Source organism: Njordella calcicola, from assembly GCF_056494125.1.
The window spans coordinates 242,393-266,348 of record NZ_CM151396.1; the positions used below are offsets into that span (position 1 = coordinate 242,393).

16 protein-coding genes and 1 CRISPR repeat array (1 of these 17 only partly in view) are annotated in these 23,956 nt (G+C 53.2%); of the genes, 8 read left to right on the forward strand and 8 right to left on the reverse strand.

Annotation, left to right across the window (positions count from 1 at the left end; genetic code table 11):
• A CRISPR array of direct repeats spans positions 1-3,017; the repeat unit is 33 nt; unit sequence GTCGCGGCTCGTACGAGCCGCGTGGATTGAAAC (it extends 4,320 nt beyond the left edge of the window).
• Between the two features lie 55 nt (positions 3,018-3,072).
• Positions 3,073-4,638 (reverse strand): DUF4332 domain-containing protein, encoded by a 1,566-nt coding sequence (locus SH302x_RS00870; protein ID WP_479366635.1) that lies wholly within the window; start codon positions 4,636-4,638, stop codon positions 3,073-3,075.
• Positions 4,639-4,654: 16 nt separating this feature from the next.
• Complete coding sequence (gene arfB / locus SH302x_RS00875; RefSeq protein WP_479366637.1) at positions 4,655-5,080, reverse strand: alternative ribosome rescue aminoacyl-tRNA hydrolase ArfB; 426 nt, start codon at positions 5,078-5,080, stop codon at positions 4,655-4,657.
• A 169-nt stretch (positions 5,081-5,249) separates the two neighbouring features.
• Between arfB and SH302x_RS00880 the strand changes: the two genes are divergently transcribed.
• Complete coding sequence (locus SH302x_RS00880; RefSeq protein ID WP_479366639.1) at positions 5,250-6,497, forward strand: outer membrane protein assembly factor BamB family protein; 1,248 nt, start codon at positions 5,250-5,252, stop codon at positions 6,495-6,497.
• Between the two features lie 24 nt (positions 6,498-6,521).
• The gene (locus tag SH302x_RS00885; RefSeq protein WP_479366640.1) at positions 6,522-7,724 is read left to right on the forward strand and encodes a hypothetical protein; all 1,203 of its coding nucleotides are present in this window, start codon (positions 6,522-6,524) and stop codon (positions 7,722-7,724) included.
• Positions 7,725-8,537: 813 nt separating this feature from the next.
• Here the strand turns inward: SH302x_RS00885 and SH302x_RS00890 are convergent.
• Entirely contained in the window at positions 8,538-9,047 is a 510-nt protein-coding gene (locus tag SH302x_RS00890) for a glutathione peroxidase (RefSeq protein ID WP_479366642.1), read from the reverse strand.
• A gap of 35 nt (positions 9,048-9,082) precedes the next feature.
• Entirely contained in the window at positions 9,083-9,994 is a 912-nt protein-coding gene (locus SH302x_RS00895; protein ID WP_479366644.1) for a sugar phosphate isomerase/epimerase family protein, read from the reverse strand.
• Between the two features lie 499 nt (positions 9,995-10,493).
• Here SH302x_RS00895 and SH302x_RS00900 point away from each other — a divergent pair, with 499 nt between their 5' ends.
• The 4 genes from SH302x_RS00900 to SH302x_RS00915 all read left to right on the forward strand — a co-directional run bounded on the left by SH302x_RS00900 (position 10,494) and on the right by SH302x_RS00915 (position 16,970).
• The gene (locus SH302x_RS00900) at positions 10,494-11,660 is read left to right on the forward strand and encodes a DUF1573 domain-containing protein (RefSeq protein WP_479366645.1); all 1,167 of its coding nucleotides are present in this window, start codon (positions 10,494-10,496) and stop codon (positions 11,658-11,660) included.
• Between the two features lie 40 nt (positions 11,661-11,700).
• Positions 11,701-12,621: a hypothetical protein gene (locus SH302x_RS00905; RefSeq protein ID WP_479366646.1), complete on the forward strand. Its 921-nt coding sequence runs from the start codon at positions 11,701-11,703 to the stop codon at positions 12,619-12,621.
• A 35-nt stretch (positions 12,622-12,656) separates the two neighbouring features.
• Positions 12,657-13,583, forward strand: coding sequence for a hypothetical protein (locus SH302x_RS00910; RefSeq protein WP_479366647.1), 927 nt, complete (start codon positions 12,657-12,659; stop codon positions 13,581-13,583).
• Between the two features lie 273 nt (positions 13,584-13,856).
• Positions 13,857-16,970 (forward strand): hypothetical protein, encoded by a 3,114-nt coding sequence (locus SH302x_RS00915; protein ID WP_479366648.1) that lies wholly within the window; start codon positions 13,857-13,859, stop codon positions 16,968-16,970.
• A gap of 884 nt (positions 16,971-17,854) precedes the next feature.
• Here SH302x_RS00915 and SH302x_RS00920 read toward each other — a convergent pair.
• From SH302x_RS00920 to SH302x_RS00930, 3 genes are read right to left on the reverse strand one after another with little or no spacing between them, the layout of a single operon-like run.
• On the reverse strand, positions 17,855-18,922 hold the full coding sequence (locus SH302x_RS00920; protein ID WP_479366649.1) for a PfkB family carbohydrate kinase: 1,068 nt from the start codon (positions 18,920-18,922) through the stop codon (positions 17,855-17,857).
• On the reverse strand, positions 18,915-19,562 hold the full coding sequence (locus tag SH302x_RS00925; protein ID WP_479366650.1) for a bifunctional 4-hydroxy-2-oxoglutarate aldolase/2-dehydro-3-deoxy-phosphogluconate aldolase: 648 nt from the start codon (positions 19,560-19,562) through the stop codon (positions 18,915-18,917). The genes SH302x_RS00920 and SH302x_RS00925 overlap by 8 nt, the downstream gene beginning before the upstream one ends.
• Before the next feature lie 55 nt (positions 19,563-19,617).
• A complete protein-coding gene (locus tag SH302x_RS00930; RefSeq protein ID WP_479366652.1) occupies positions 19,618-20,595 on the reverse strand; it encodes an L-threonylcarbamoyladenylate synthase in 978 nt (325 codons plus the stop codon).
• A gap of 106 nt (positions 20,596-20,701) precedes the next feature.
• On the opposite strand from SH302x_RS00930, the gene SH302x_RS00935 reads away from it, so the two are divergent.
• Positions 20,702-21,787, forward strand: a complete 1,086-nt coding sequence (locus SH302x_RS00935) for a YihY/virulence factor BrkB family protein (RefSeq protein WP_479366653.1) — start codon at positions 20,702-20,704, stop codon at positions 21,785-21,787.
• A gap of 178 nt (positions 21,788-21,965) precedes the next feature.
• On the opposite strand, the gene SH302x_RS00940 is transcribed toward SH302x_RS00935, so the two are convergent.
• A complete protein-coding gene (locus SH302x_RS00940; RefSeq protein ID WP_479366655.1) occupies positions 21,966-22,631 on the reverse strand; it encodes a Uma2 family endonuclease in 666 nt (221 codons plus the stop codon).
• A gap of 242 nt (positions 22,632-22,873) precedes the next feature.
• Between SH302x_RS00940 and SH302x_RS00945 the strand changes: the two genes are divergently transcribed.
• On the forward strand, positions 22,874-23,956 hold the full coding sequence (locus SH302x_RS00945; RefSeq protein ID WP_479369227.1) for a DUF1559 domain-containing protein: 1,083 nt from the start codon (positions 22,874-22,876) through the stop codon (positions 23,954-23,956).

Below are 23,956 nucleotides of genomic sequence, written 5' to 3' on the forward strand. Positions count from 1 at the left end.
ACCATTGTTTGGCAAAGGGCGTTCGAGTTAGTGAGGTCGCGGCTCGTACGAGCCGCGTGGATTGAAACATATCGCTTTCTAGCGCGCTGTTGCAACTGGACGTCGCGGCTCGTACGAGCCGCGTGGATTGAAACCCGCTGCCGTTGATCAGGATCCAGCACCGCCAAGTCGCGGCTCGTACGAGCCGCGTGGATTGAAACGTTCCGGCCGGAGGCTGGTGTGGTCCAGATGCCAGTCGCGGCTCGTACGAGCCGCGTGGATTGAAACGGTTATGTCGTGGTAGGTTGGGTCCAGATAAGTGTCGCGGCTCGTACGAGCCGCGTGGATTGAAACCACGTAAACGAGTATTCAAACGCCAATGCTGTATGTCGCGGCTCGTACGAGCCGCGTGGATTGAAACGGTCTATGTTTGCGATTCTGCTTGTTCTGATACTGTCGCGGCTCGTACGAGCCGCGTGGATTGAAACGCCGCGAGTGTGAAGCTTGGCAATGGAAGGTTGGGGTCGCGGCTCGTACGAGCCGCGTGGATTGAAACGATTTGATGCAACGGGTACTGTCACGAGTTACTCGTCGCGGCTCGTACGAGCCGCGTGGATTGAAACATCGCCTGATGGCGACGTTTGCGGGGAAGCTGCAGGTCGCGGCTCGTACGAGCCGCGTGGATTGAAACACAAGATCCAAACCCTGTGTCGCAAGTTTGGCAAGTCGCGGCTCGTACGAGCCGCGTGGATTGAAACCTTTGGCAAAGCTGTTGGCCTCCAGGGCCTCGTAGTCGCGGCTCGTACGAGCCGCGTGGATTGAAACCATCGAGCGTGGGAAACTGAGCGGCCGGAGGATGTCGCGGCTCGTACGAGCCGCGTGGATTGAAACTTTTCACCCGCACCGCTATCGTTGCTGATCACCGTCGCGGCTCGTACGAGCCGCGTGGATTGAAACCGGCTGCATCAAGGGGCGTGGTTGTGTTGGCCTTGGTCGCGGCTCGTACGAGCCGCGTGGATTGAAACTCACGCATATTGCCAGGCAGCGCGGTGGGACCGCGTCGCGGCTCGTACGAGCCGCGTGGATTGAAACGCCGAAAGTCATTTAGCGCCATCAATGCAGGAAGTCGCGGCTCGTACGAGCCGCGTGGATTGAAACCATCCGGATCCGGACGTGTTGCTCAAGGTCAGGGGTCGCGGCTCGTACGAGCCGCGTGGATTGAAACAGCGTAAAGCGCTCTGCCATCTGTCGATACTCGGTCGCGGCTCGTACGAGCCGCGTGGATTGAAACTGGTACGCACCAGCTCTTCGCCCCTAGAACTAAGTCGCGGCTCGTACGAGCCGCGTGGATTGAAACATTGCGACCGCTTCGCTGTTGCCGATCCAAGCGGGTCGCGGCTCGTACGAGCCGCGTGGATTGAAACTATGTGCCAAAGCCTTAGAAGCGTCGACGCTCACGTCGCGGCTCGTACGAGCCGCGTGGATTGAAACCAGTACCGAGGCAAGGCGATCTTCGGCCCGCATCATGTCGCGGCTCGTACGAGCCGCGTGGATTGAAACGCTAATTCAAAATCAAAACGAAGCCATGCGTAAGTCGCGGCTCGTACGAGCCGCGTGGATTGAAACGTCTTCAGCAAACGGCAAACGCTGCTGCGGGTCGTCGCGGCTCGTACGAGCCGCGTGGATTGAAACTTCGGCTATCATCCCCAACTGAATTTCCCTGGGTTGTCGCGGCTCGTACGAGCCGCGTGGATTGAAACATTTTGGGGTGGACCCCGGCAAGTCGGGGGCGAGTCGCGGCTCGTACGAGCCGCGTGGATTGAAACTCGTTATCGCGGCACACTAAGAATTGTTTTCGCGTGTCGCGGCTCGTACGAGCCGCGTGGATTGAAACCGCGCATTGCTAGAGCTAACCCGCCCAAGCCTGCGTCGCGGCTCGTACGAGCCGCGTGGATTGAAACCTTTGAACTTGCCGCTGGTGTTGTAGGTCGTTGGGTCGCGGCTCGTACGAGCCGCGTGGATTGAAACATCACTTTGTTCCGTGTCCTCTCCGCTGACGTTTGGGTCGCGGCTCGTACGAGCCGCGTGGATTGAAACTCTCGTAAAGCATCAGGCATCCTCCGACAGCCGCCGTCGCGGCTCGTACGAGCCGCGTGGATTGAAACTGAATACAACCTGATCGAGATCGACAAGCTTGTCCCGTCGCGGCTCGTACGAGCCGCGTGGATTGAAACGTCCATCATTGATAACCTCAAGCGGTTGGCAGGTTGTCGCGGCTCGTACGAGCCGCGTGGATTGAAACAGAGTGCAGGCAGTTGATTGAATCTGAATGGTATGTCGCGGCTCGTACGAGCCGCGTGGATTGAAACAGGGCAAGGCGCTCAGCAAGCTGTATCGCAAAATCTGTCGCGGCTCGTACGAGCCGCGTGGATTGAAACCTCTATACCTTCCATTGCCAATCGCTGCCGTTCAAGTCGCGGCTCGTACGAGCCGCGTGGATTGAAACCGAAAAGCGATCTTGCGACAGGCGACTTTGTTAGTCGCGGCTCGTACGAGCCGCGTGGATTGAAACATGTTTCGCCAGCCGCTGGTACTGCGTGATAAGCCGTCGCGGCTCGTACGAGCCGCGTGGATTGAAACTTTATGAACACAGAAAGCCGTCCACTTTGTCTAAAGTCGCGGCTCGTACGAGCCGCGTGGATTGAAACCATCATCACCGCGCACCGATCATCGACGGCGAAGTCGCGGCTCGTACGAGCCGCGTGGATTGAAACAATTTGGTGATGGGTCGCGGCGCTTAATCGATTGGTCGCGGCTCGTACGAGCCGCGTGGATTGAAACTCTTCAAGTCGTGATGGACGGTACTAGCCATTGGTCGCGGCTCGTACGAGCCGCGTGGATTGAAACGTTGACGCGGCCTGTCACGCTCGATAGCGGGATGTCGCGGCTCGTACGAGCCGCGTGGATTGAAACTTCAAGGGGCGTTAGGAAACGCTGGGCCTTTGGTCGCGGCTCGTACGAGCCGCGTGGATTGAAACGGTACGCTAGCACGCCACCGTGACGGCTAGGAGCGTACCTGGATCATCCGCCCGATTACAGCAGTTGAGTTTGGGCCGATTGGATCCAGCGGGCGATGGTGGCAAGGGGTGGGGGGGCTTTGTCTCGCAGAAGTCGCTTGGCTTCGGCGGTCTGGCTGATAGCGTGCAACTGCTGATATAACTCTTGAGGGTCTTGATTGGCCAGCGTTTCGATGGTCGTAATCCCTAGCATCACTAGCAGGCCTGAACCAACCGCCGATAGTCGCTCGACGCCTAACGCCAACTCCGCTTGTGCTTGCCATTGATCGATCAGCTTGGTGTTGATCCAAGTAGTCTTTAATCTCGCTACCAACTCCTCTGCATCACGGCTCAAAAAGTCTTGCACTGTAGATATGCCGATCGCGTGAAACCGGGCGGCTGTTTTAGGACCAATGGCCGGTGCATCAACGATTGGACTAGACAGAGTGAGCCCCGATCGGCGCTCGGTCGTTGGAACTAACTTGCGTACAGGTCGCTTGTCGCCAGCGATGGTCCGACGCGGCTCAGTATGCGGTTCGCTGTGTGGAATTGATGTTTGCGTTTTTGTAGGCAGGTCGACGATTGGCAGCGACGCAACCGCCTTTGGCTGCTGGTTGAGAATCGCATCGGGTAGAGGAAGAGTCGGCGCAAATAATTCTTGCGATTGAGCACGCTGGATCTCTTCACTGGAGGGACGCAGATTGGGTTGTTCCTCACGGATGCGTCGCACCGTTCGTTGCTCGATCGGCAAGTTACGAGTGACTTGGCCGGTCGCTAAGTACTCATCCAAGATGCGTTCGATTTCTTGACGCTGCTGTGAAGACTCGATCGATTTGAGCAATCGTTTGGTGGGGATTTGGATGCTGGCTATCAGAGTCGGCAGCTTTAAGGACATCTCAGGAATTACGATGCTAGCCTCTGCGGCGATGCGTTCCAAAACGCTTCCCCACGCGGTGATGACCCACGTGAAAATTTGAGCTAGCGTCTGTTTGGACTTATGGCCAAGGGCTTGCGCAGGAAATCGGCGCGAAGACTCCATGTCGTAATCGTCCATCAAGTGCTCATAATGCTGGTAACTCAGCCTCGCTCCACCATGGATCAGGTCGGTCAGCCAGTGTTGCGTGTTAGGCAATTCCAGCGGCTGAATGTCCGGTCGTTGACAGGCGATGTTGTAGATCTCCTGGTAGGCACAGCAGACGCTCCATTCCAGCGGTCGGTGCATCGTCGTTTCACGCGGCGACTGCGCGGTATGCAACGGCATGAAAGGATCGGTAACATAGTGGCTTAACACGCCGATCCCATAAGCTGCATCGCTCCATTTGGCCGCCTGCAGATCTTGGTAGATTTTTACAAGCCATTTGTTCGCGGCCTTAGCAGCTCCACCCCAATAATTGTCAGCGACATGAACGACGTGATTTTCGAAGTCTTTGAAGACCGTGTCGGGGTCTTTGGCTCCGCGCAAGTAGGGTTCATGGTTGGCCAGCAACATGTTGACCAGCAGTTGGCCTTCCGCCGTGAGAACTTCGCTGAGAGCGTCGATGGCAAAGAAATGGTGGACGCTTTTGCAATGCGCTGCCCGCAAGATCGCGACAATCGTGTTCATGGCAGCCTAAGTCTTTCTAGTCCCAGGATTTGGTTTGCCGAGCGGACTTTTTCTCGCTGACTTTTGACTTGGTTTCCAGGCGGCGACGCACCGAACCACGACTGGGTTTGGTCGCCAAACGTGGAGTTGGCCGAACGAACGCTTGGAGGATCAATTCTCGCAGACGTTTGAGTGCCAGCGTCAAATTGCGGTCAGCGCTGCGCGATTGTTGCGATATAATCTGTAGCTGGTTGTCCTTGTTGATTCGTTTACCGGCCAAGTTGCGCAGACGCGCTTCTACCATCGGTGAACCGATCAACGCTGAATCGATCGTCCAGGTTAAGATGATTTTGGTGGCGACCTTGTTGACGTTTTGACCGCCTGGGCCGCTGCTGCGTACCTGCTGGATATCAAGCTGCGAAGCTGGTATCGTCAGGCGTTCGTTGATTCGTAAATCGTTCATAACACTTAATCTACTCCATCTTTCCCGTTAGCTCAATTCAATGCATGCTGGCACTTACCTGAAACGGCGAAGCTTTCATCTTCGTTCCCTCGACAGGATTGCGGCGATCCTACTCGGTCTGATTGCAACCGGATTCGCGTCAACGAGCTCCGCTCAAGATTGGCCGCGTATGTTGGGGCCGGCCGATAACTCACAGATCACTGCGCCGCCGATCAGGTTCGATTGGAGTGGCGAATTAAAGGTACAGTGGCGAATCTCCGTCGGCGAAGGGTATGGTAATGCGGTCGCTAGCCAAGGTCGCATGTACCATTTTGATCGTTATGGCGATGCCGAACGGCTGACGTGTTACCAAGTGGCCGATGCGAAGGAAGTGTGGCGACTGGAGTTTCCGGTCTTCTACTCGGATAGTTTTGGGTACAACAACGGCCCACGCGCGATGCCAGTCACCGACGGCAAGTATGTGGCTGCGTTGGGAGCTGCCGGTCGCTTGATTGTCGCCGATGCACAAACGGGCGAGCTGAAGTGGCAGAGGGAAACTTCGAAAGAGTTCAATGTCGAGCCGAACTTTTTTGGAGTGGGCTCTACGCCGTGCTTCTATGAAGACAAACTCATCGTCATGATTGGTGGAGCGCCTGCGAATGCAGAAAAGATGCATCTAGGCCGATTGAGTCAACGTGTTGCTGGCGATAGTGCCGTGGTGGCCTTTGATGTGGAATCAGGCAAAGAGCAATACCGTGTCGGATCGTACTTGGCCAGCTATGCCGCACCACTGGTGAAGGCAATCGATGGACGCGATTGGGGATTCGCGTTTATGCGTGAGGGTTTGATGGTCTTTGATCCAAAAGCGGGGGCCGAGCAAGCGTTCTATCCGTGGCGAGCTTCCATCAATGAAAGCGTCAATGCGGCGTGGCCGGTGATCTTTGATGACCAAATCTTACTGTCAGAAACTTATGAGATTGGCTCCACGTTATTGGCCTTTGAGAATGGTCAGTTGCAGCCACTATGGGCTGATCCAGAAAGCCGAAAGGGGCAGTCGTTTCGCGCTCATTGGGCAACGCCGGTGGTGATTGATGGAGTTTTGTATGGCAGCAGCGGACGCAATGAACCCGATTCGGAACTGCGAGCGGTCCGCTGGCAAAATGGCAAGTTGCTGTGGAACAAACGCACGCACGCTAGAGCGAACGTGATCGTGATTAACGATATGCTGTTGTCACTGGACGAGTATGGACTGCTGCAACTGATCCGTCCTAATCCTGAAAAATTGGAGGTGGTTGCCCAGATGGAGTTGCTGCAAAGTTCGCAAGTCGCTGGCGGTGAATTGGTTGGTACACCGGTTTGGGCTCCGCCAGCTTATGCAGACGGCAAGTTGATTTTACGCGGCGGAAAAACGTTGGTTGCATTGCAGTTGGCAGAGTAAGGAGTACTAAAAATTAAAAATGATGTGTCGACATCCAAGCCAGCGTGGTTTGTTGTCTTGCTGGTCGTCTATCCGTTGATCTTGAGTTTTCTCGGATGGTCGCCTCGCTATGGCTTGTTGACTTTGCCGCGTTTTGGAGAACACTTTTATCCGCATGCACTGCCGGCGATCCAAGCGTTGGATCCACCTCGTAAAACCTACTACGGCTACGACGGTCAATTTTATGTGCAGATGGCTGTCGACCCGACGCTGAAGCATCCTGCTTTTCAGCAGGCGATTGACGACGTTGGCTATCGCGGCCAGCGGATTGGATTATCGGCGATGGCTTATGCCCTGGGCTTCGGTCAGCCTGCGTGGATTATCCAAATCTATAGCGGTTTGAATTTTGTGTTTTGGTGCTTGCTGTGCTGGCTTTTACTAAAGCAAATTCCGTATGACTCAATCGATAGACGGCTGGGAATCATTGCGATTGTGTGGACCGCTGGCTGTTTGGTTTCGTTGACGCGAGCATTGACCGATTTGCCTGCGGCAGCATTGGGACTGTTAGCGGTTTATCTAGCGAGTGTTCCTCAAAGCCCGCTATTGAGTAAAGCCGGTGTGGTGCTTGCAGGCGGTATGTCGGCTCTGTGCAAAGAGACCGGCGTGTTATCGATGTTTTCACTGTTGGACTTAAGGAGTAAACGTGCGGCGATCCTTTCCGGTCTGCTGACTGCGGTCATGGTCGTGCCGTTGTTTGCGTGGTTACTCTACGTCAAGCTGAGTATTGGCAGTGGCACGTCGGCGCTGGGTAATTTTCAATGGCCGCTGCGAGGGTTGTATGACAAGGGGTGGGTAGCGATTGGAAAGCTGTGGACGGAGTTTCCATCGATCCATGTGGTCGAACTGATTGGTCCGGTGTCGATCATGGTTCAAGTGGCTTATATGTTAAGCACGTTTGATTGGCGGTCGGCAGTTTGGCGCTTTGGAGCTGGATTTGCCGTCTTGGCGATCTTTTTAGCATTGCCAGTGTGGGAGACGCAAACGGCTTATTCTCGAGTGTTGTTGCCGATGACGATAGCGTTCAATTTGCATTTGATGCAGCGTAAGGCGGCGATGTCATGGCGGGCGTATTGGATTTGGTTTTGGGTGGGCAACGTTGGTTTGCTGGATAGGGCGCTGCCGATGATGTTGGTTTGGTTAGCGATCGAAGAAGTGCTGCGGCGGCGACGGGCGGTTATCTCCAATTGATGTTGCATCGTCTTCGTTTCACCGTCAGCCGCAGGCGTTCTTCTTCACCCTCCCGTTTCGGGAGGGTCGAACGCGAGTTCCACGAGTGGTCGGGGAGGAGGGGGCTGATTCGAACGCATTTTTGCCAGTCGATGTTGAATCGTTTTCGTTTAACCGTTAGCCGTAGGCGTACGTGCCAGCATCGCAGAAGACGCGTACGCCTATCGGCTAACGGTTAAACGATGCTTGCTTCGTAGGCCGGTAACAAGGTCGCTATGGTTCTTGCCGGAACTGCGCAAAGCCAAAGCATCTATGTCCGAATGGGTTGGTGACATTATGCAACTTAAGCGACCGAAGTTCCGGCGCTAGTCGGTGGCTTTGCATGTTCCGGCCTACATGACTACACCCTCCTGTTTCGGGAGGGTCGAACGCGAGTTCCACGAGTGGTCGGGGAGGAGGGGGCTGATTCGAACGCATTTTTGCCAGTCGATGTTGAATCGTTTTCGTTTAACCGTTAGCCGTAGGCGTACGTGCCAGCATCGCAGAAGACGCGTACGCCTATCGGCTAACGGTTAAACGATGCTTGCTTCGTAGGCCGGTAACAAGGTCGCTCTGGTTCTTGCCGGAACTGCGCAAAGCCAAAGCATCTATGTCCGAATGGATTGGTGATATTATGCAACTTAAGCGACCGAAGTTCCGGCGCTAGGCGATGGCTTTGCTTGTTACCGGCCTACAAGACTACACCCTCCCGCTGGGAGGGTCGAACGCGAGTTCCACGAGCGGTCGGGGAGGGGGGGCAAACGCGTACGCCTATCGGCTAACGGTTAAACGAAGTCATAGTAACTTCTCAATCGTTGCGCGCAGCTTGGAAGGGTTGGTTGCTGGTGCAAATCGAGCGACAACATCACCTTCGCGGGAGACAAGGAACTTCGTAAAATTCCATTTGATGGCACTGATGCCGAGAAATCCGCGTTGCTTCGACTTGAGATATTCGAACAAGGGATGGGCATCCGAGCCGTTAACGTCGACTTTGGCGAACATCGGGAAAGTGACGTTATAAGTGGTCGAGCAAAAACTGGCGATCTGAGCTTCGTCGCCGGGCTCTTGGAATCCAAACTGATTGCAGGGAAAGCCCAACACCGTGAACCCTTGATCGTGAAACTCTTCGTACAGCGATTGCAGCTCGCGGTACTGGCCAGTGAAACCGCATTTAGAAGCCACATTGACGATCAGCAACACTTGGCCGCGATATTTATCAAGCGATTCGCTGTCACCGCTGAGGCGTTTGGCTGTTATGGAGTAAATGTCGAGTGTGGATGTGGGTGTCATGATACCAGTGCTCATTCAGTGCGATATTGATCATGGATATGGTAGCAGACTTACAAGCGAGCCAAAGAGTCCAGGTAGTTTCTGGCCAGATTGATCTCGGCGGTGACGGCGGCGGTAGTTTCGAGAATGGGGATGCCGCGTGGGAAAGGATGCATAAAGATCTCGGTCCAGCCGCTGAATTGAATGTCGCGCAGGGCATCGACGATGGGGCGAAAGTCCAAATCACCCCTGCCTGGCATTTGCAGTAGCTCCTCTTCTTTGGGCATCGCTTGCATGCAGCCTTTGCCATGCTGCCACGCGTAGAAGAGCGCGATCTCGTTGCCCAGGTTGCGAATAAGCGTTGCAAGCAAGTCCGGCTGCTGCGGCAGATGATACGGTGCAAAGGCGATCTTCAAGTTGTCTGCTGGCCGCAACTCGATCAGATACTGCATCGACTCAGCGGACTCGATCAAATTATTGGCGTGGTTCTCGATCGCGATGTCCACTTGGTGCGTTTGAGCATACTCCAGATGCGGCTTCAACTGCTCGGCGAAATTTGCAACGGCCTTTTTCAGTTCACTGCCTTTCAGGCCTGTCGGTCCGCGGCCTTCGGTGACGATTAATCGGCAGTCAAATCGAGCAGCGAGTTCAACTTCGCCTTTGAGATCGAATGGCCCGCGTTTATAGTTGGTCAAACATCGTAGCTGCACGTCGTTGGCCGCGAGCAATTGTCGAAATGCATCTTCGCCCATTTCGTCCAGTTGTTCGCGCTGGTTACCGTGAACTTTGGGCCAGAGATCAATGGCACTCGCGCCAATCTTATGGACTTCGGGGAGAATTTCTGGCAACAAGCTGTAGCCATACATGCAGGAAGGCAGCATGTAACGGAACTGGAAGTTGGCGTGTTGAGCCGATGCGGATGACTGAGCGGCGAGGAACGCCGAGGAAGCCAATGTAGCGTAAAGGAAGTCGCGTCGTTGCATGATTGACTTAGGCGGGGAAGGGCAGGTGGGGGGAGGAACCAACTACATTATAATAGAATGCCACGGAGAAAGGCGATTTAAAAATGCGTACGCTGATGGTTGGTGAAATGCACTGAAGCGAGAAACGGAAAAATTCCCCAGCCACGCCTGGGAGCAATTTGTCCAAAAGGATTATGGTAGAATCTTAAGATCAAAGACTGTTGCGAAGGGCAATTCGGGCATGCCGTTGCATTGGTGTTTGGGCAATTGTTTCGGGGAAATTGGTCATCTGTTGGCACGTTCAACATGTAGTGATGACGCGTTTGGTTCTTACTGCGTGGGCATCGCCGCGCGTTTGTTGTAGCCTAACATCCACGCGGCCCGTTGGGCACGCGGTTAAACGACGTTTGCACCACCTTGCCTGCGATCAGCCGAGAAGTTGTGCAACTCAATACATCTGGACAGCAGTGGCGAGCCAAATCGGCTGTTAGATTGACCTTGTTTGATAGGCGGTATCAACATGATGAGCAATGGCCGGAGAGTTTGTAAGTGGTTCGAGGGCTCTTGGTTGCAGCGACTGCCCCGCAGCTTGCAAGCAGTGTTGATTCTGGCGTTGCTGGTTGTGCCTGCAATGGCGCAAGACCCCGCGAAATTGTCGATTGAGTGCAACGTCTTGGATCGCGGAGGCGAGGGCGACAGTCCGTTTGCGGGTGAGATCTTTGGCAAGAACTACTTTCAGTTTGATCTGGGTGCCATCCCGCCGGGAGTGTCGCACCAGATAGCGATCAAGATCAGGAATCTGACCAATCGTCCGATTAGTCTTGAGCAAGTCGAATCTGGATGCAAATGCACGGAGGTTGTGTTGCCCAAAGGGGATATCGCGCCAGGGCAAGCTGTGTCAGGTAGCATGACTTGGCAATTCGCTGACAAGTTGCGTGGTTGGGAAGATTCCACTAGCTTTGCAGTGCTCGACAAGACGGGAGCCACCGTACTTTCTTGCAGTTTAAAGGCGTCCTACAAGGATGCGGCGACATTCGCTGATACTTTGATTGCCATGAAGCTTCCGCAGGAGGAAAGCAAACTGCAGGTCAAGGTCCCCTTCTTTGTGTCTGACGGGGTGCGGGCTGATTCGATTTCGGTTGAGTTTTCTCCTTCGCTAACAGGAACTCGTCATGAATTGTCGGTGGCTGGCAGCAAAGGCGTTTTAAGTTTGTCGACGGAGTTTCCGGTAAGCCAATCGGCCATGTCGGGGGAAGTGTTGCTGTCTGCCAGTCGACAATCGCGACCATCGCGTTTGATGTTGATGGCCGATCGCCAGCAGAATATGCGCATCAGCCCAACGACGATTGAGTTTGCTGTGCCGCAGGTAGCCGAGCGGGCTTCAACCAAGCCTGAGTCGCGACCAGAAGTATGTTCAAGTACAGTTTTGGTGGATGTGCGACCTTGGCTGAAGGCATTGGCAAAGACTGAATCAGTGCCGGAGGAAGAAGTGCATATCAAGGTCGCTTTGAAAGAAGGTCGATCCTTGAAGGTAGCGCAAACGGAGATTGTCCGAGGGTTGTATCGAGTGAGCTTGTGTTTGCATCCAGAGTCAAAGGTCGAGCGAGGGCAGCAGGGCGAGTTGTTTATTGAAGTTTTCTGCGGCGGACAGCAAACGACCGCTATTCATCGTTTCGAGGTTCGGTAGTTTCGTTGTTTTGAGAGAGGTCACGCATATGCGTCTTGCGATGAAACTTCATACGAATCTCAATGTCGTATTGCTGTTCTTGATAGTGCCCAAATTGTTGTTTGCGGAAGAAAACTCTGACCCCCGTTTAATCGACGCGGTAAATTTTGCCGAAGCAAACGCTTTGAGTTATAAGAATTACGAAGTTCTTATCCAACTGGATATTGAAGAAGATGAACCGCAGGATGGACCTACTGGTGTCATAGCGGACATCAAGCATCGCATACGGTTGATGGTTGACACGGAATCGCAACGCGTGATGCTTGCTCGGTACAAGACGGTTGAGTCCATGAGGGGCCAGGAAATGCGGTCGGCTTTAACAGCCGATCTTTGGCAGTTCCAAAATGGCAAGGCGATTCGCAGCGACGTGGCAAGCCAGAAGTCATCCCGATTTGAGTTGGCTTATGGCGAGTTTATGGAGCGATGCGAATGTCCACAGCCAGAGGTTCTGCATTTCTCTTATCAGTTCCTTCCAGAGTTTTTCAAGTCCTTCGAGGCAGAGGCGGATTCATCCCGGGACTATTATGCTAAAGGTTGGGCTGTGCGGACGGTTGGAAACCAGATGTTCATTTCAAAGCAGATTCGTGATGCAGATGAGAATGCAACCTTGGATCTGGATTCCAATATGCTTGTGGCGCGAACGACCGATCTAATTCGTAGTGATGGCAGCAAAGTGCGATGGGCAGACGGCACTCGTAGCTTTGTGAAGAGGAAGGATATGTCTGTTTGCATATTCGCCGATGTGCGGCAGTACCGCACTGACCCGGTGTCGGATAAGTTGCACGTAAGTCAGCTCAACATCACCCGCCTGGACTGGCGGCAGTTGAATGAAGACCCACTAGCATTTCCAACAGAAGCCGAACTGGTGGCCGCCTGCAAGTCGATTGATGCTTTTCAAACGTTCTGCAGCGGGAAAGAGTAATTGTTGCTACACGTCGCTAATTTAGGTCCTCTGCCATGACGCCACTTAGAATCATTTTCAAGACATTGCTGGTTTTGCTTTATTGCTCTTTCTGGGCATTCGCTGAAGAAAGTGCATCGTCACAATTGCTCGAGTGCTTGAGCTTTACAGAAGCCAATACACTTGCGTGTAAGAACTACGAAGTTGTAATGCACATGGACGTAGATATCGATGAACCGCGTCGAGAAGGCGACGCTGTGATCGCTGAAGTCAAAAGCGTCGTTCGATTGTACGTCGACAATGAGCAGAAACGAGTCACGTTTGCACGTTACAAGTCAAATGAATCTATGCGGGGCGGGGAAATCCGTTCGGGCTTGTCTGCCGAGCTTTGGCAGTTTCAAAATGGCAAGGCGATGCGTACCGACGTTACCCGTCGAAACTCGGTTCAGACCGAGACTGGTTTTGAAGAGTTCATGGCGAGATCGGAGTGTCCTCAGCCAGAAATGTACAATCTTCATTATGAACAATTTCCAGAGTACATCGCGGATGTTGCTGGTCACTTTGCAAGGCTTCGTGACTACTACGCTGGCAAACAAGTCGTGAGTCGCACAGTCGGTCCCGTGAGTTATGCGGTTACTAGCGAAGGAACGCTACTGACCGAAAATCTCATGGATTCCAAACTGAAGCTGATTACCGCAACCAATGGCCTTTCGGAGGTCAGTGCCAATGAACGTCGACTATGGTCCAAGGGAGAGCGGGAATTTATAGAATTGAAAGGGTTGTACGTTTGTGGTTTCTGCAATTCGAAACGTTACTCGTTCAATAAAGAAACACAGCAGAACCAAGTCAGCGAACTGACGCTCACGCGATTCGATTGGCGGCAGTTGAATGAAGATCCGCTAGTGTTTCCAACAGAAGCCGAACTGACTGCCGCCTGCAAGTCGATTGATGCGTTTCAAGCGTTCTGTAGCGGAAAGGATTGAGGTAAGGATGGCGAGTGATTGCGAAGCCATGTAGAATCGTAACAGTTCAAACCTCAATCATGGTAGCCACAAAAACACGAGTTAATGAGCCGCTGGGCGATAGCCCCGGTTGGCAGGTGAACGGCTACAAAAACAGGGGCAAAGACCCTGTGGCTGATCGAAGTGTGAAATGTCATGTAGAATTTACTACTTGTGCGAACATGAAGATTCGATTGTTAGCCTAGCAAAGAGATTGCTTCTTTACCTGTAAGTGTAGTTCACAAGGATGCCGTGGTGGAAACATTGAAGCTCGCCAGCCGCCCGACTTTTCAAGTCTGGTGGGTGTTCATGTTGGCAACTCTCCTGCTCATCCCACTTAGCCATCTGGGACTCGACATCGGTGTTCTGAAAACGGGTCAATTGTTTGGTCTGTTCAATACTTCACTTTTTGCAGTCGCAATCTTAGTTCTGCGACATAATGTGTCGACACAAGAACTGGTCGCATTTGGTTCCATTCCAGTCACTGCGATGGTCGCACAAGCGGTGATACATTCCGGCACATGGTTTCAATTTGCGCCAATCTTCTTATTGCAGTGCGCCACGACCGCAGCGGTGGCTTGGTGTTTCTCTAAAGCAATTTCCTGCAGTGTTTGGTTTCGCGGCGAAAAGCGGGTCGTAAGTTCGTCGGAGTTGGCATTCCGGCATCTAGTGGCAGTCGGAGTCGTCGTATTGTTAGTGGGCGCGGTTCAGAAGTCGCTGGAAAGGGATCAGGGGAGTTCGGTTCAGCTTGCGATGTTGTTTGTGCTTAGCACCGTTCACAGTAGCGTTGCCTTGTTAAGTTGGTGGACTCTTTCCCTGGTTCAGGTTCGCGATCGACTATGGGTTTGCCTAAGCCTTTCACTGTTGAGCGTTTTATTGATGGCCATCCTGGTCAATGCGTATCTAATCTTGAACCGGTCTGGCGTATGGATGAATTCAGCCAATGCCGGCGAGATCTCCTTATTCAACACATCGGTGCAGATCTTGTTGAGCGTTGCACCTGGTAGCTTGATCGCATTGGCACTTGTGCAGACAGGGTTGCTCATGGACACGCCGCGTAAGACCTCCGGGGGCTCAGAAGTGAGAAATCGGAAGGTTATCATGTGGTTGCGAGGGCCAGCGCGGGTTCTTGTGAAATCGCTATTGACCATCGTCCTCATCGGACTGTTTTTCTGGCCGGTCGTGGAGTTCAATCGCTTCGACAAAACGACTAGTTTGGTCCAGCGACGCGTTGGCTGGCCATTGACGTTTTACCGCGAATCCCAGCAGACGGCTACTACTGCCCAGTTTGTTCGCTTCGACGATTGGAACTGGCAGAAGGCAGATCTAGTTGCACTTTTTATCTGCATAATTCTTGCCGCATGGTTTGTGTTTTTGGTCTGGCGTCATCGTAGCGATTCACATCGGCTAATGCGAAAGCTTGAATGGGTCAGCGTCGGCGCACTCTTGTTCTTCGTTGTGTTCGATGGTTGGTGGTTGCGACGACTGGATTATCTGTCGGAGCAAAAGTACGTCGATGCTGGCTATGTCGCAGACAAATCGCTAACGTACACTTGGAACCGATCACCTGTTTCGGCTGTGATGAATCAAATCACACTCAATTCCGCTTCCGCCTTTAATCCTCGCTACAGTTCATGGACACTGACAGACTCGGATCATCAGTTGCTGTCTGAGTTCATACGGGATGTTGAACCAGCTTGCTTAAAACTGGTGCGTGCAAAAATCGGAGAGCAAAGCTCAAAGGCTCTGCGGGATTACCAAGTTGGCATACTTACCATGCGGGATTGTGAATACAGTTCTAACGACATGCAGCTAGCACTTAGCCGACAATCCATGCTAAAGCAGTTGGTCGTTGAATCGAGCAAGATCTCGCTAGAGACTCAGTACAACGATAGCAACGTCGGCCGTCTAACGGTGTTGAATGTTCCCGTGGGGCCGGATGTCTTTATTCATGACATAGGGAGTCTTCAGTCAGTCAAACTTTTCGCAAGTTCGCCGGTTACGCAGGTGCGAATATCCGATTGCCCGGCGTTGGAATCGATCGAAGTTGTTACCGATGGCCAGGTAGGCGTTGTTGATATGCAGATTGATAATTTGCCACGAGTCAGGACATTGACCGGGGTAAGCCCCACAGCATCCTTTGCACTAGCCATTTCAAGATCGCCTAGCTTGAATTCAATTCAGTTGCTTTCGAATAGCGATTGGATAAGGACCGGCAATCGGACTTCGGGGCTCGCTCGGTTAGATCGGCTCGAGCTGGGTAATGTTAGAACGAGCCTGCAATTAGCTGCCGCGATTGATCATCATACAAGCTTCGAGCTTTCAAGTAATTCAATTGCACAAAGCTTTTTGAGTGTTGACTGCCAGCAGAAGGGCTTGCCAACTTGGCTGCCGTCGACGGGCGGGCCGTTTAGGTTCACGAGGTTTGTTGAATCTGGTTTTGATTTGCAAAATTGCGTTCTTGACGGGGACGGGTTTAAGCAATTGGAATTGATCGCGCCACAATCATTGAAGATTCTCAATAGCAACATAACCGATGAAGCAATCGATGGACTGCTGGCGTCACCAATGATCAAGGAACTAAGAATTCCTGAAGTGGCGCTTTCGGATGCACAACTTGAGATGGCTATTTCTGCTAATTCGACACTCAATGCCTTGTCTTTTGATGCCAGCAAGATTCAAAAGCTTCCGCTGTGCACAAAGAGGATGAGGCTTTATGCGATGAGCATCAACGCCGATTTAGAATTGTCAGAACGAGAATTGAATAGCTACGCAGTGCTTCATCTTGTTCAAGGGACCGGGACGGTCAATCACCGCTATGACCATCAAAACTACTTGAGTTCCTCGCTGGTGGGAAACATCCATTGGGATGCTCTGCGTTTCATGCCGAGCAACCAGAACCGCAGATTTCATCATTGTATTGTGAAAATGGAGCCTAACTACATTGTGCCAGTCGAAGCAGCGAATGGGTACGACTTTGAAGGGTCAGGAGTTCGGGATGAAGACTTGGAGCGTTTCTTGACAGCGGACGAAAAGGGTGAGGGCAGCTTGAGGCATATATATCATCTAAACTTCAAAGATTGCGCTGTTTCGATGGAAGCAGTAGGAAAGCTACTGCGAGCTTGCCCTCAGCTTCGCGAACTTTATCTTGACAATGTCGATATCCACGCCGAGCTATGTGAGCTAGAAAACTGGCCTAACTTCAGAGAGCTTTCTTTGCGAGGCAGGAATGTGACAGAGAACGACGTCGAGCGCTTGCGCGTTCTACCAGCGAGATCTAGAATCGATCTTCAGAGCTGTTCCGTCAGTAGTGAGGTGCGAGACAAGTTATACAACTTAGGAACTCGGATGGAATTGATTCTTCCGTAGCGTCGACGTAGCTAGCGATGACCGCAATACCGAAGAGAGGGTATCCGAATGCCGCGGTGACGTACGCTCTAAATTCGTCAAGCCTAAGCTTGTCTTGTAAACCGCGAAAATGATTCAACTTGATTGTCGCGTCGATCCTATAAATACCTCCTGTGACGTCAAGCCAGCAAGGGGCCCCATTGATAGCTCGGGCTGTCAATTGGCGCTTGAAACAGTACAGGTCGTTTGCGTTTCTCTTATCTTTAGCGGTGTGGATATGTTAAGGGAGTGGGCCGCATGGGGATACATTGCGGGAGCACAGCGCGAAGCGACCCGCGAAACTCGGTTGATAGGTTTACACCTCCAGAGATGGGAGTTACGCAAGAGTTGTCTTGAAAATAGTTGATCACAGATTCTCTTGCGGTTCTCTGATCTCTAGCGGTGCGAATATGTTAAGGGAGTGGGCCGCATGGGGACGCAGTGCGGGAGCACAGCGCGAAGCGACCCGCGAAACTCGGTTGATAGGTTTGCACCGCCAGAGATGGGAGTGACGCAAGAGTTGTCTTGAAAATAGTTGATTATTGTTCCTCTTGCGGTTCTCTGATCTCTAGCGGTGTGAATATATTGAGGGAGGGGACCGCATGGAGACACAGTGCGGCAGATTACCTGGGTGGTACTGAATTTTTCTTATGCGGGAAACGCATTGCTGCTCGTTTCTCCGCGTTTCAGTCAAACAGAGAGCTTTAGGGCGATCGATGAACGCTCGGTTACCGTTGGCCCCTCCAGCCCGATCTTGATCTGCGAGAAAGCGTTTTCAATTCGAGTGAATCGACCGAGTAGTTGGTATTGGGACGAACCCATTTTCTCCGGTAGCAATCATGGAACAGTCCGGTTAGGGGTGCTCATCACCGTCGAATACTGGTCGCGGCAGACTTATTGATGATTAGTCGTTCGGCTTGCGGGCGGTCGACCAAGGGAAGGTCGCCGGGAATGGTGTACTTTAAAGCCGCGACGCAGCAGCCCCACTCCAGGCACGACTGCAGTTGTTGAGCTGAAGGAGTAGCAGTCGCTGGCAAGCTTGGTCGTTGGATACTGTCGTTCGTTGGCCTTTGGCTATCCAAGTTCAGCTCAAGGTACCGCGACAAAAAGCCAGCGGAAAACGCATCGCCGCCACCTAAACGTTCCACCGGTTCAGTCGCAACAGCAGGCTGATAGATGACTTGATTCTCATACGAAGCCATCGCACCGTCGGGACCTAGTGTGAATACCAAGATCGCTTGTGGATAGCGGCTGGCCATTTGACGAATCGCTTGTTCGGGAGTGTCGTTACGATTCTCAAGAAAGCATTGCATGGCATCTCGGTAAGGCATAAAGATCACGTCGGCCAGCTTCATGATTGGCTCCAGCGCTTTACGGGCCGCTTCGACGTTCCACAGCCCTGCTCGATAATTCACGTCGAAACTAAAGCGCCATCCAGCCGCCTTGGCCAATTCGATTGCATGCTTGACCGTTGCTTCAGCGCTCTGGCTAATACCGACGGTAATGCCCGTCGAATGGAACAATCGAGCCTGATTAGGTTGAAAGAACGATGCAGGTAAATCTTCAGGCCGCATCTTTGCCATCGCGGAGCCTTTGCGATCATAGATGACTTGGCTACCACGTGGAGCCTTACCAACTTCTAAATAGTACAACCCTACGCGATCGTCGTTGGTCCATCGAACATGCGATGTGTCTACGTGATAGCGGTCGAGTGAATTCACTACATGCTTACCAAGCGGATTGTCAGTCATGCGGGATAACCAAGCGACCTTGCGTCCCAGCCGAGCCAGTCCCACGGCTGTATTGGATTCGCTGCCGCCCACATGCATATCGACTGCGGTAGTCTGCTCGAACCGCAACATCGATGGCGGGGTAAAACGTAGCATCGTTTCGCCCAGTGTAATCACGTCATACGCGGCTACTGAATCATTCATGAGCGGCGGCCTTTGCACAGCGAGCGGCGATTTCGGTCACTTGATCCCAGCGGCACTCTGCGATGGCTTGTTTGTTCAGCGCTCCGACGCCGATGCCGACAGCCACCGCGCCTGCCTTTAAATAAGCGGCGATGTTTTCCAAATCGACGCCGCCAGTGGGCATGAGTTTAATGTCGGGCAGGGGAGCGAGGACGTCGGAGATATACGTCGGTCCCATGGTGCGAGCAGGAAAGACCTTCACGGCGGCCGCTCCTAACTGCCATGCATGCGCGATCTCCGTGGGCGTTAAAGCGCCGGGCATACATGGCAATCCGTGTTGATGGCAAGCTTCGATGACACGCGGATCGGTGTTGGGTGCCACCACGAACTGAGCACCACTGCGAAGGGCCGCGACGACTTGATCGGCGGAACGAACCGATCCAACGCCGATGGTCGCAGTACCAGAAGCAAAGGCTGGGATGCGAGCGATGATTTGTTCGATCGCTTGGAGTGCATCAGGATTGGTCAACGTATATTCCTGTGCCACAATGCCGCCGTCCAGCAAGGCTTGAGACAGCTCAACAGCATGACTCAAGTCGTCCAAACGAATGATGGCGACCAAGCGTCGCGTAGTAATAATCTCAACGGCGGTAGCTGGCATAGGAGTCTCTTGGAGGGATAAATGCCGAATGGAAATTAATGATCGGGCCTTCATCTTAGCCGCGCTGGCTGGCGCGTCGCAAGCGGTCCATCAACGCGACGCCCAAACCTTGCTCAGGTACGCTTTGGCAAATAATATGCGCAAATCCATCGGCATCCGCAGCGCGAAAGAATTCGAATACGCGATGAGCATACGCTACTATGTCGGGGCAAACTTCGACGCGATGACGGCGAGCATCAACGCCCGGAAGCTGGCTGTTGTTTAGCCCAATCACAGCGACGGCCGCATCGTTCAAACTGGATACGACGGCTGCAATATCGCTGGTTAAGTGGACTTGAGCGGCCGGTTGATAGTGACGAAACCGAGTGCCGGGCGAACGGTGAGCTAAGTCGGACGCGGTGGTTTGCAAGATCGCTGAAGGTGCCACCGTTTGCAGTTGCTCCAAGGAGATCGCGCCAGCTCGCAAGATGATCGGCGTTTCGCTGGTGGCATCGACGACGGTCGACTCTAGGCCCCAGCGCGAGGGCGTATCGCACACGACGGCGTCGATCAAGCCATCGAGGTCGGCGAGAACAGCTTGCCATGTCGTGGCACTTGGTCGGCCCGATCGATTCGCCGAAGGGGCCGCGAGGGCCAGTTGCGAGTCCTGTAGGATTTGCAAGAAGGTCGGCTGGCTGGGAATGCGAACGGCGACGGTGCTTAAGCCCGCGGTCACGCTAGATGCGAGTCCGCCCAGATAAGGCAAGACAAACGAGATCGGGCCAGGGCTGAAGCGTTCCAGGCAATCCCAGATCCAAGTGTGCTCGATGGCGGCGAATGTTTGCAGAAGAGCCGTGGTGGCGACATGGACGATCAGCGGATTGTCCTGCGGCCGCTGTTTGGCTTGGAAGATGGCCGCGACGGCCGATGCGTTGCGAGCGTCGGCTGCCAGCCCATAGACGGTCTCGGTCGGCACGCCGACGATCCCGCCGCTGGCGAGCAAGTCGATGGCGGCCGCAAAGTTCTCCGGTGAGATCCGTCGGGTTTCCAGCATTGGGTTTGATTTCTTAGCGAAAAACAGGTCTGAAGTTTGCGCAAGGCAGGTGCAGCTTGCCTATCTTATCTCGACGTTGATTATGAAGAGTGCGTAGTATTCCGCCATGCCAATCTTGGAAAGAGTTGAATCGACGAAACGGAAGTTAGACGCGGCTAAGGATGTTGCGCTGGAGGTAATAGTACCTCATAAGACGCTGCGTCAGTGGCTGCGCGATTTGTTTCCGAATTTGCGTGACGCGGCGATTCGCTGGAGCGAAGACGACGCGGGTTCGATGGCGGCATCGGTCTCCTATTACCTCGCATTATCTCTATTTCCACTGGTGATCTTGATGATCAGTGGCCTGGGGCTGTTCCTGAAGTTTACTCGGATGGGCCAAGACGCTCATCAAAGGCTTTTCGATCTGGTCGCTCAGCAAACGTCACCTGCGATCGGCCAGACGTTTCGCCAAGTGGTTGAGCAACTGGAAAACCATAGCGTGGTCAGTGGTCCAACGGGTTTGCTGGCCGCGATCCTGACAGCAATTGGTGTTTTCGCGCAGCTTGATCGCGGTTTTGATCGAGTGTGGCGAGTCAAGCATGATCGGGCCAAGTCGCTTACGCATTCAGTGGCCAACGTGATTCATCATCGCATGTCGGCATTTATGATGTTCATGTCCTTGGGTGGTATGATCGCTGGGCTGTTCATCTTGGGTATGGTGTTTGGTCAAGTGCGATCCACGTTGAAGGGGACGAGTATCCCTTACTTTATTCACATCATCGCTTTGATTGATTTCTGCTTCATCATCGGTGCCAACACGTTGTTATTTGCGATGATTTACAAGTTCTTGCCCAAGCGTAAGGTGCCCTGGCGGTTTGCTTTGCGTGGTGGATTGCTAACGGCTGGAGTATGGGAGCTTGGAAGATATGTATTAAGCGCGTTCTTTATTGGGATGCGATATACCAGTGCCTACGGTGCGATAGGTTCGTTCATTGCACTTTTGTTGTGGTGTTATTACGCGATGTCGATCCTCTTTTTTGGTGCCGAATACGTGCAGGTCCTGCAGCGGCGTGAGGAAGAGCGACTGCGAGCAGAGGAGCAACCAAGCACCACAGTTCAAGAATTACTTGGCGATGCCGCTAGCTTATTAAAGAAAGAGCGCCCGGAACGAATCATGCAGCGACCAAGGCCAGTAGACAGTAGTAGTGCTTAACACGTACTGAAACGGCAACTGGCTCTATAGAGCGAGGCCGTGTTTGTAGTACCGCCCTTAGGCGGAAATGGATTGCATTTTTCACAGGCGTTGCTGCGAATGGCTGGTCTACTAATTAAAGATTGAATAGTTTCGATTTGCGATGCAACCGAAGGCTATCGCCTCATCAGACCAAATTTTAGGCGACCGGAAGTCCGATATCGAGATCGGTAAAGAATTCATTGACCAGGCAACTGAGGCCGGGCAGTGCGATACCGCCGTTGATAGTTTCCAATTCTCCTAACACAACATACTTGGCTGGCGCGGTGTAGACCGCCACGCTGCGGTTGAGGCAATCGACGATCCACACCAGTTGTACGCCCGCATGGAAGTACTCCAAGCATTTGCGGGCCATTTCGGATTTCGTATTTCCTGGGCTTAAGACTTCGACGACGAGATTCGGAGCGATGGCTGGGTAGGGATCCGTTGGCATTCGTCCGCTGGGTAAACGGTCTTTGTGGACGAAGGCGACATCGGGACCGCGGACAGAGGATAGCAGTTGAAAAAAACCGTCGGGACCGGACACCAAGCCAAGGCGATGCTGATTCACAAAAGATTTCAGGATATGCAAAACCATTGCCGCCACAATTGAAGCTTCGTATCCCATCGTTTTCTCCACTAAGGTTTCGTTGACTAATTCACACAAGCGTTGGCCGGAGGCGTTGGCTTTGGTGAGCGAATCTAGATTGGCAGTTCCAGGCGGCGGGTCTGCGAGAACTCGGCGGGCGTCAATTCCGCCCAACTCGGCAAGAAACTCTTCCATGTTGGCGGGCGTTGCCATATTGGTCGCAATCGTGGTTGTCATGCGGAAACCTGTGTTTTCCCAACGATGTTGGGTCCGGTGGAGTGATCGAGTGGCCGTTGAAACGGCTTTCCAAGTATAGCATGACGATCCCCGCCGGCAAACTTCGCTGTTACATGCAAATGGAATCTGGAAAACAAATCACTCTTGACGGAAGTTTAGCGTTAGCTACACTTTGCTCTGGTTTTGTAGCACGTGCTACAATTGGCGGCCGTCATTTTCACAAAAGTTGGATGGGGACAGTGATGCTATTGAAACGGACCAGTTGCAGAGGCGTAACGTTAGTCGAGTTGTTAGTGGTGGTTGCGATCATCGGGATCTTGGCCAGTTTGATCATGCCGTCGTTGCAGGGGGCGCGGGAAGCGGCTCGTCGTATGACGTGTGCCAGCAATATGCGACAGATCGGTTTGGCCATTACAAGTTACGAGACCTCGTTTAAACGCATGCCAGCGGGGTATGTCAGTGAAGCAACGCGAGATGGGACCGGACCAGCCAATGCCGCTATTGATCCAGAGACATGGGATGCAGGGCCAGGTTGGGGGTGGGCTGCGTTGATACTACCCTTCATGGATGAGATTCCGTTGTCGAAAGAATTGGATTCTCGGCGGCCAATTTGGGATCAGCAGAATCGCAAAGGCATTACAACTCAACTGCCCATCTATCTGTGTCCTTCGTCCAGTGGGCCGCGCAAATCATTCTTTCTCTTGGACGAGCAGGGTGATTTGCTTACGAGACATGGCGAGCCAATTGCGATGGGGCGATCGCATTATGTCGCTAACCATGGCCAGGAATCCTGTTGGGGGGATTGCAGTTCGGCCGAGACGGGGATTGTGTTCGACGATATTTACACTTTCCATACCAAAGAAGTTCAAATTGAAGGCGAGACCAAGCATGTGGCGGACGGTCCTTTTTATCGTAATTCTGATTTGAGTTTTAGCGCGGTCACTGATGGTCTAAGCAACACGATCTTTATCGGCGAGCATTCGTCGAAGCTGAGCGATAAAAGTTGGGCGGGCGTCGTGCCAGGCGCTTTTGTTCATCCCCAGTTTGCAACTTTGGAAAACGGTCCAGAGTCGGCGGCGACGTTGACTGTCATGCATGTGGGGCCTTCTGGTGGTGAAGTCGATGTGAGTGGCTTTCCCATCATCCACCCGGTCAACTTTCCGACCTACCATGTGTGTCAGATGTATGCCGAGCATCCGGGGGGTGGGAATGTCTTGTTCGGCGATGGTTCCATCAGGTTCATGTCCGAGACGATTCATTTGATTGTGGCGGCGGAGTTGGCCAGCATGAACGAGAACGATATCCGCATGAAGGGCGCGGAGTGA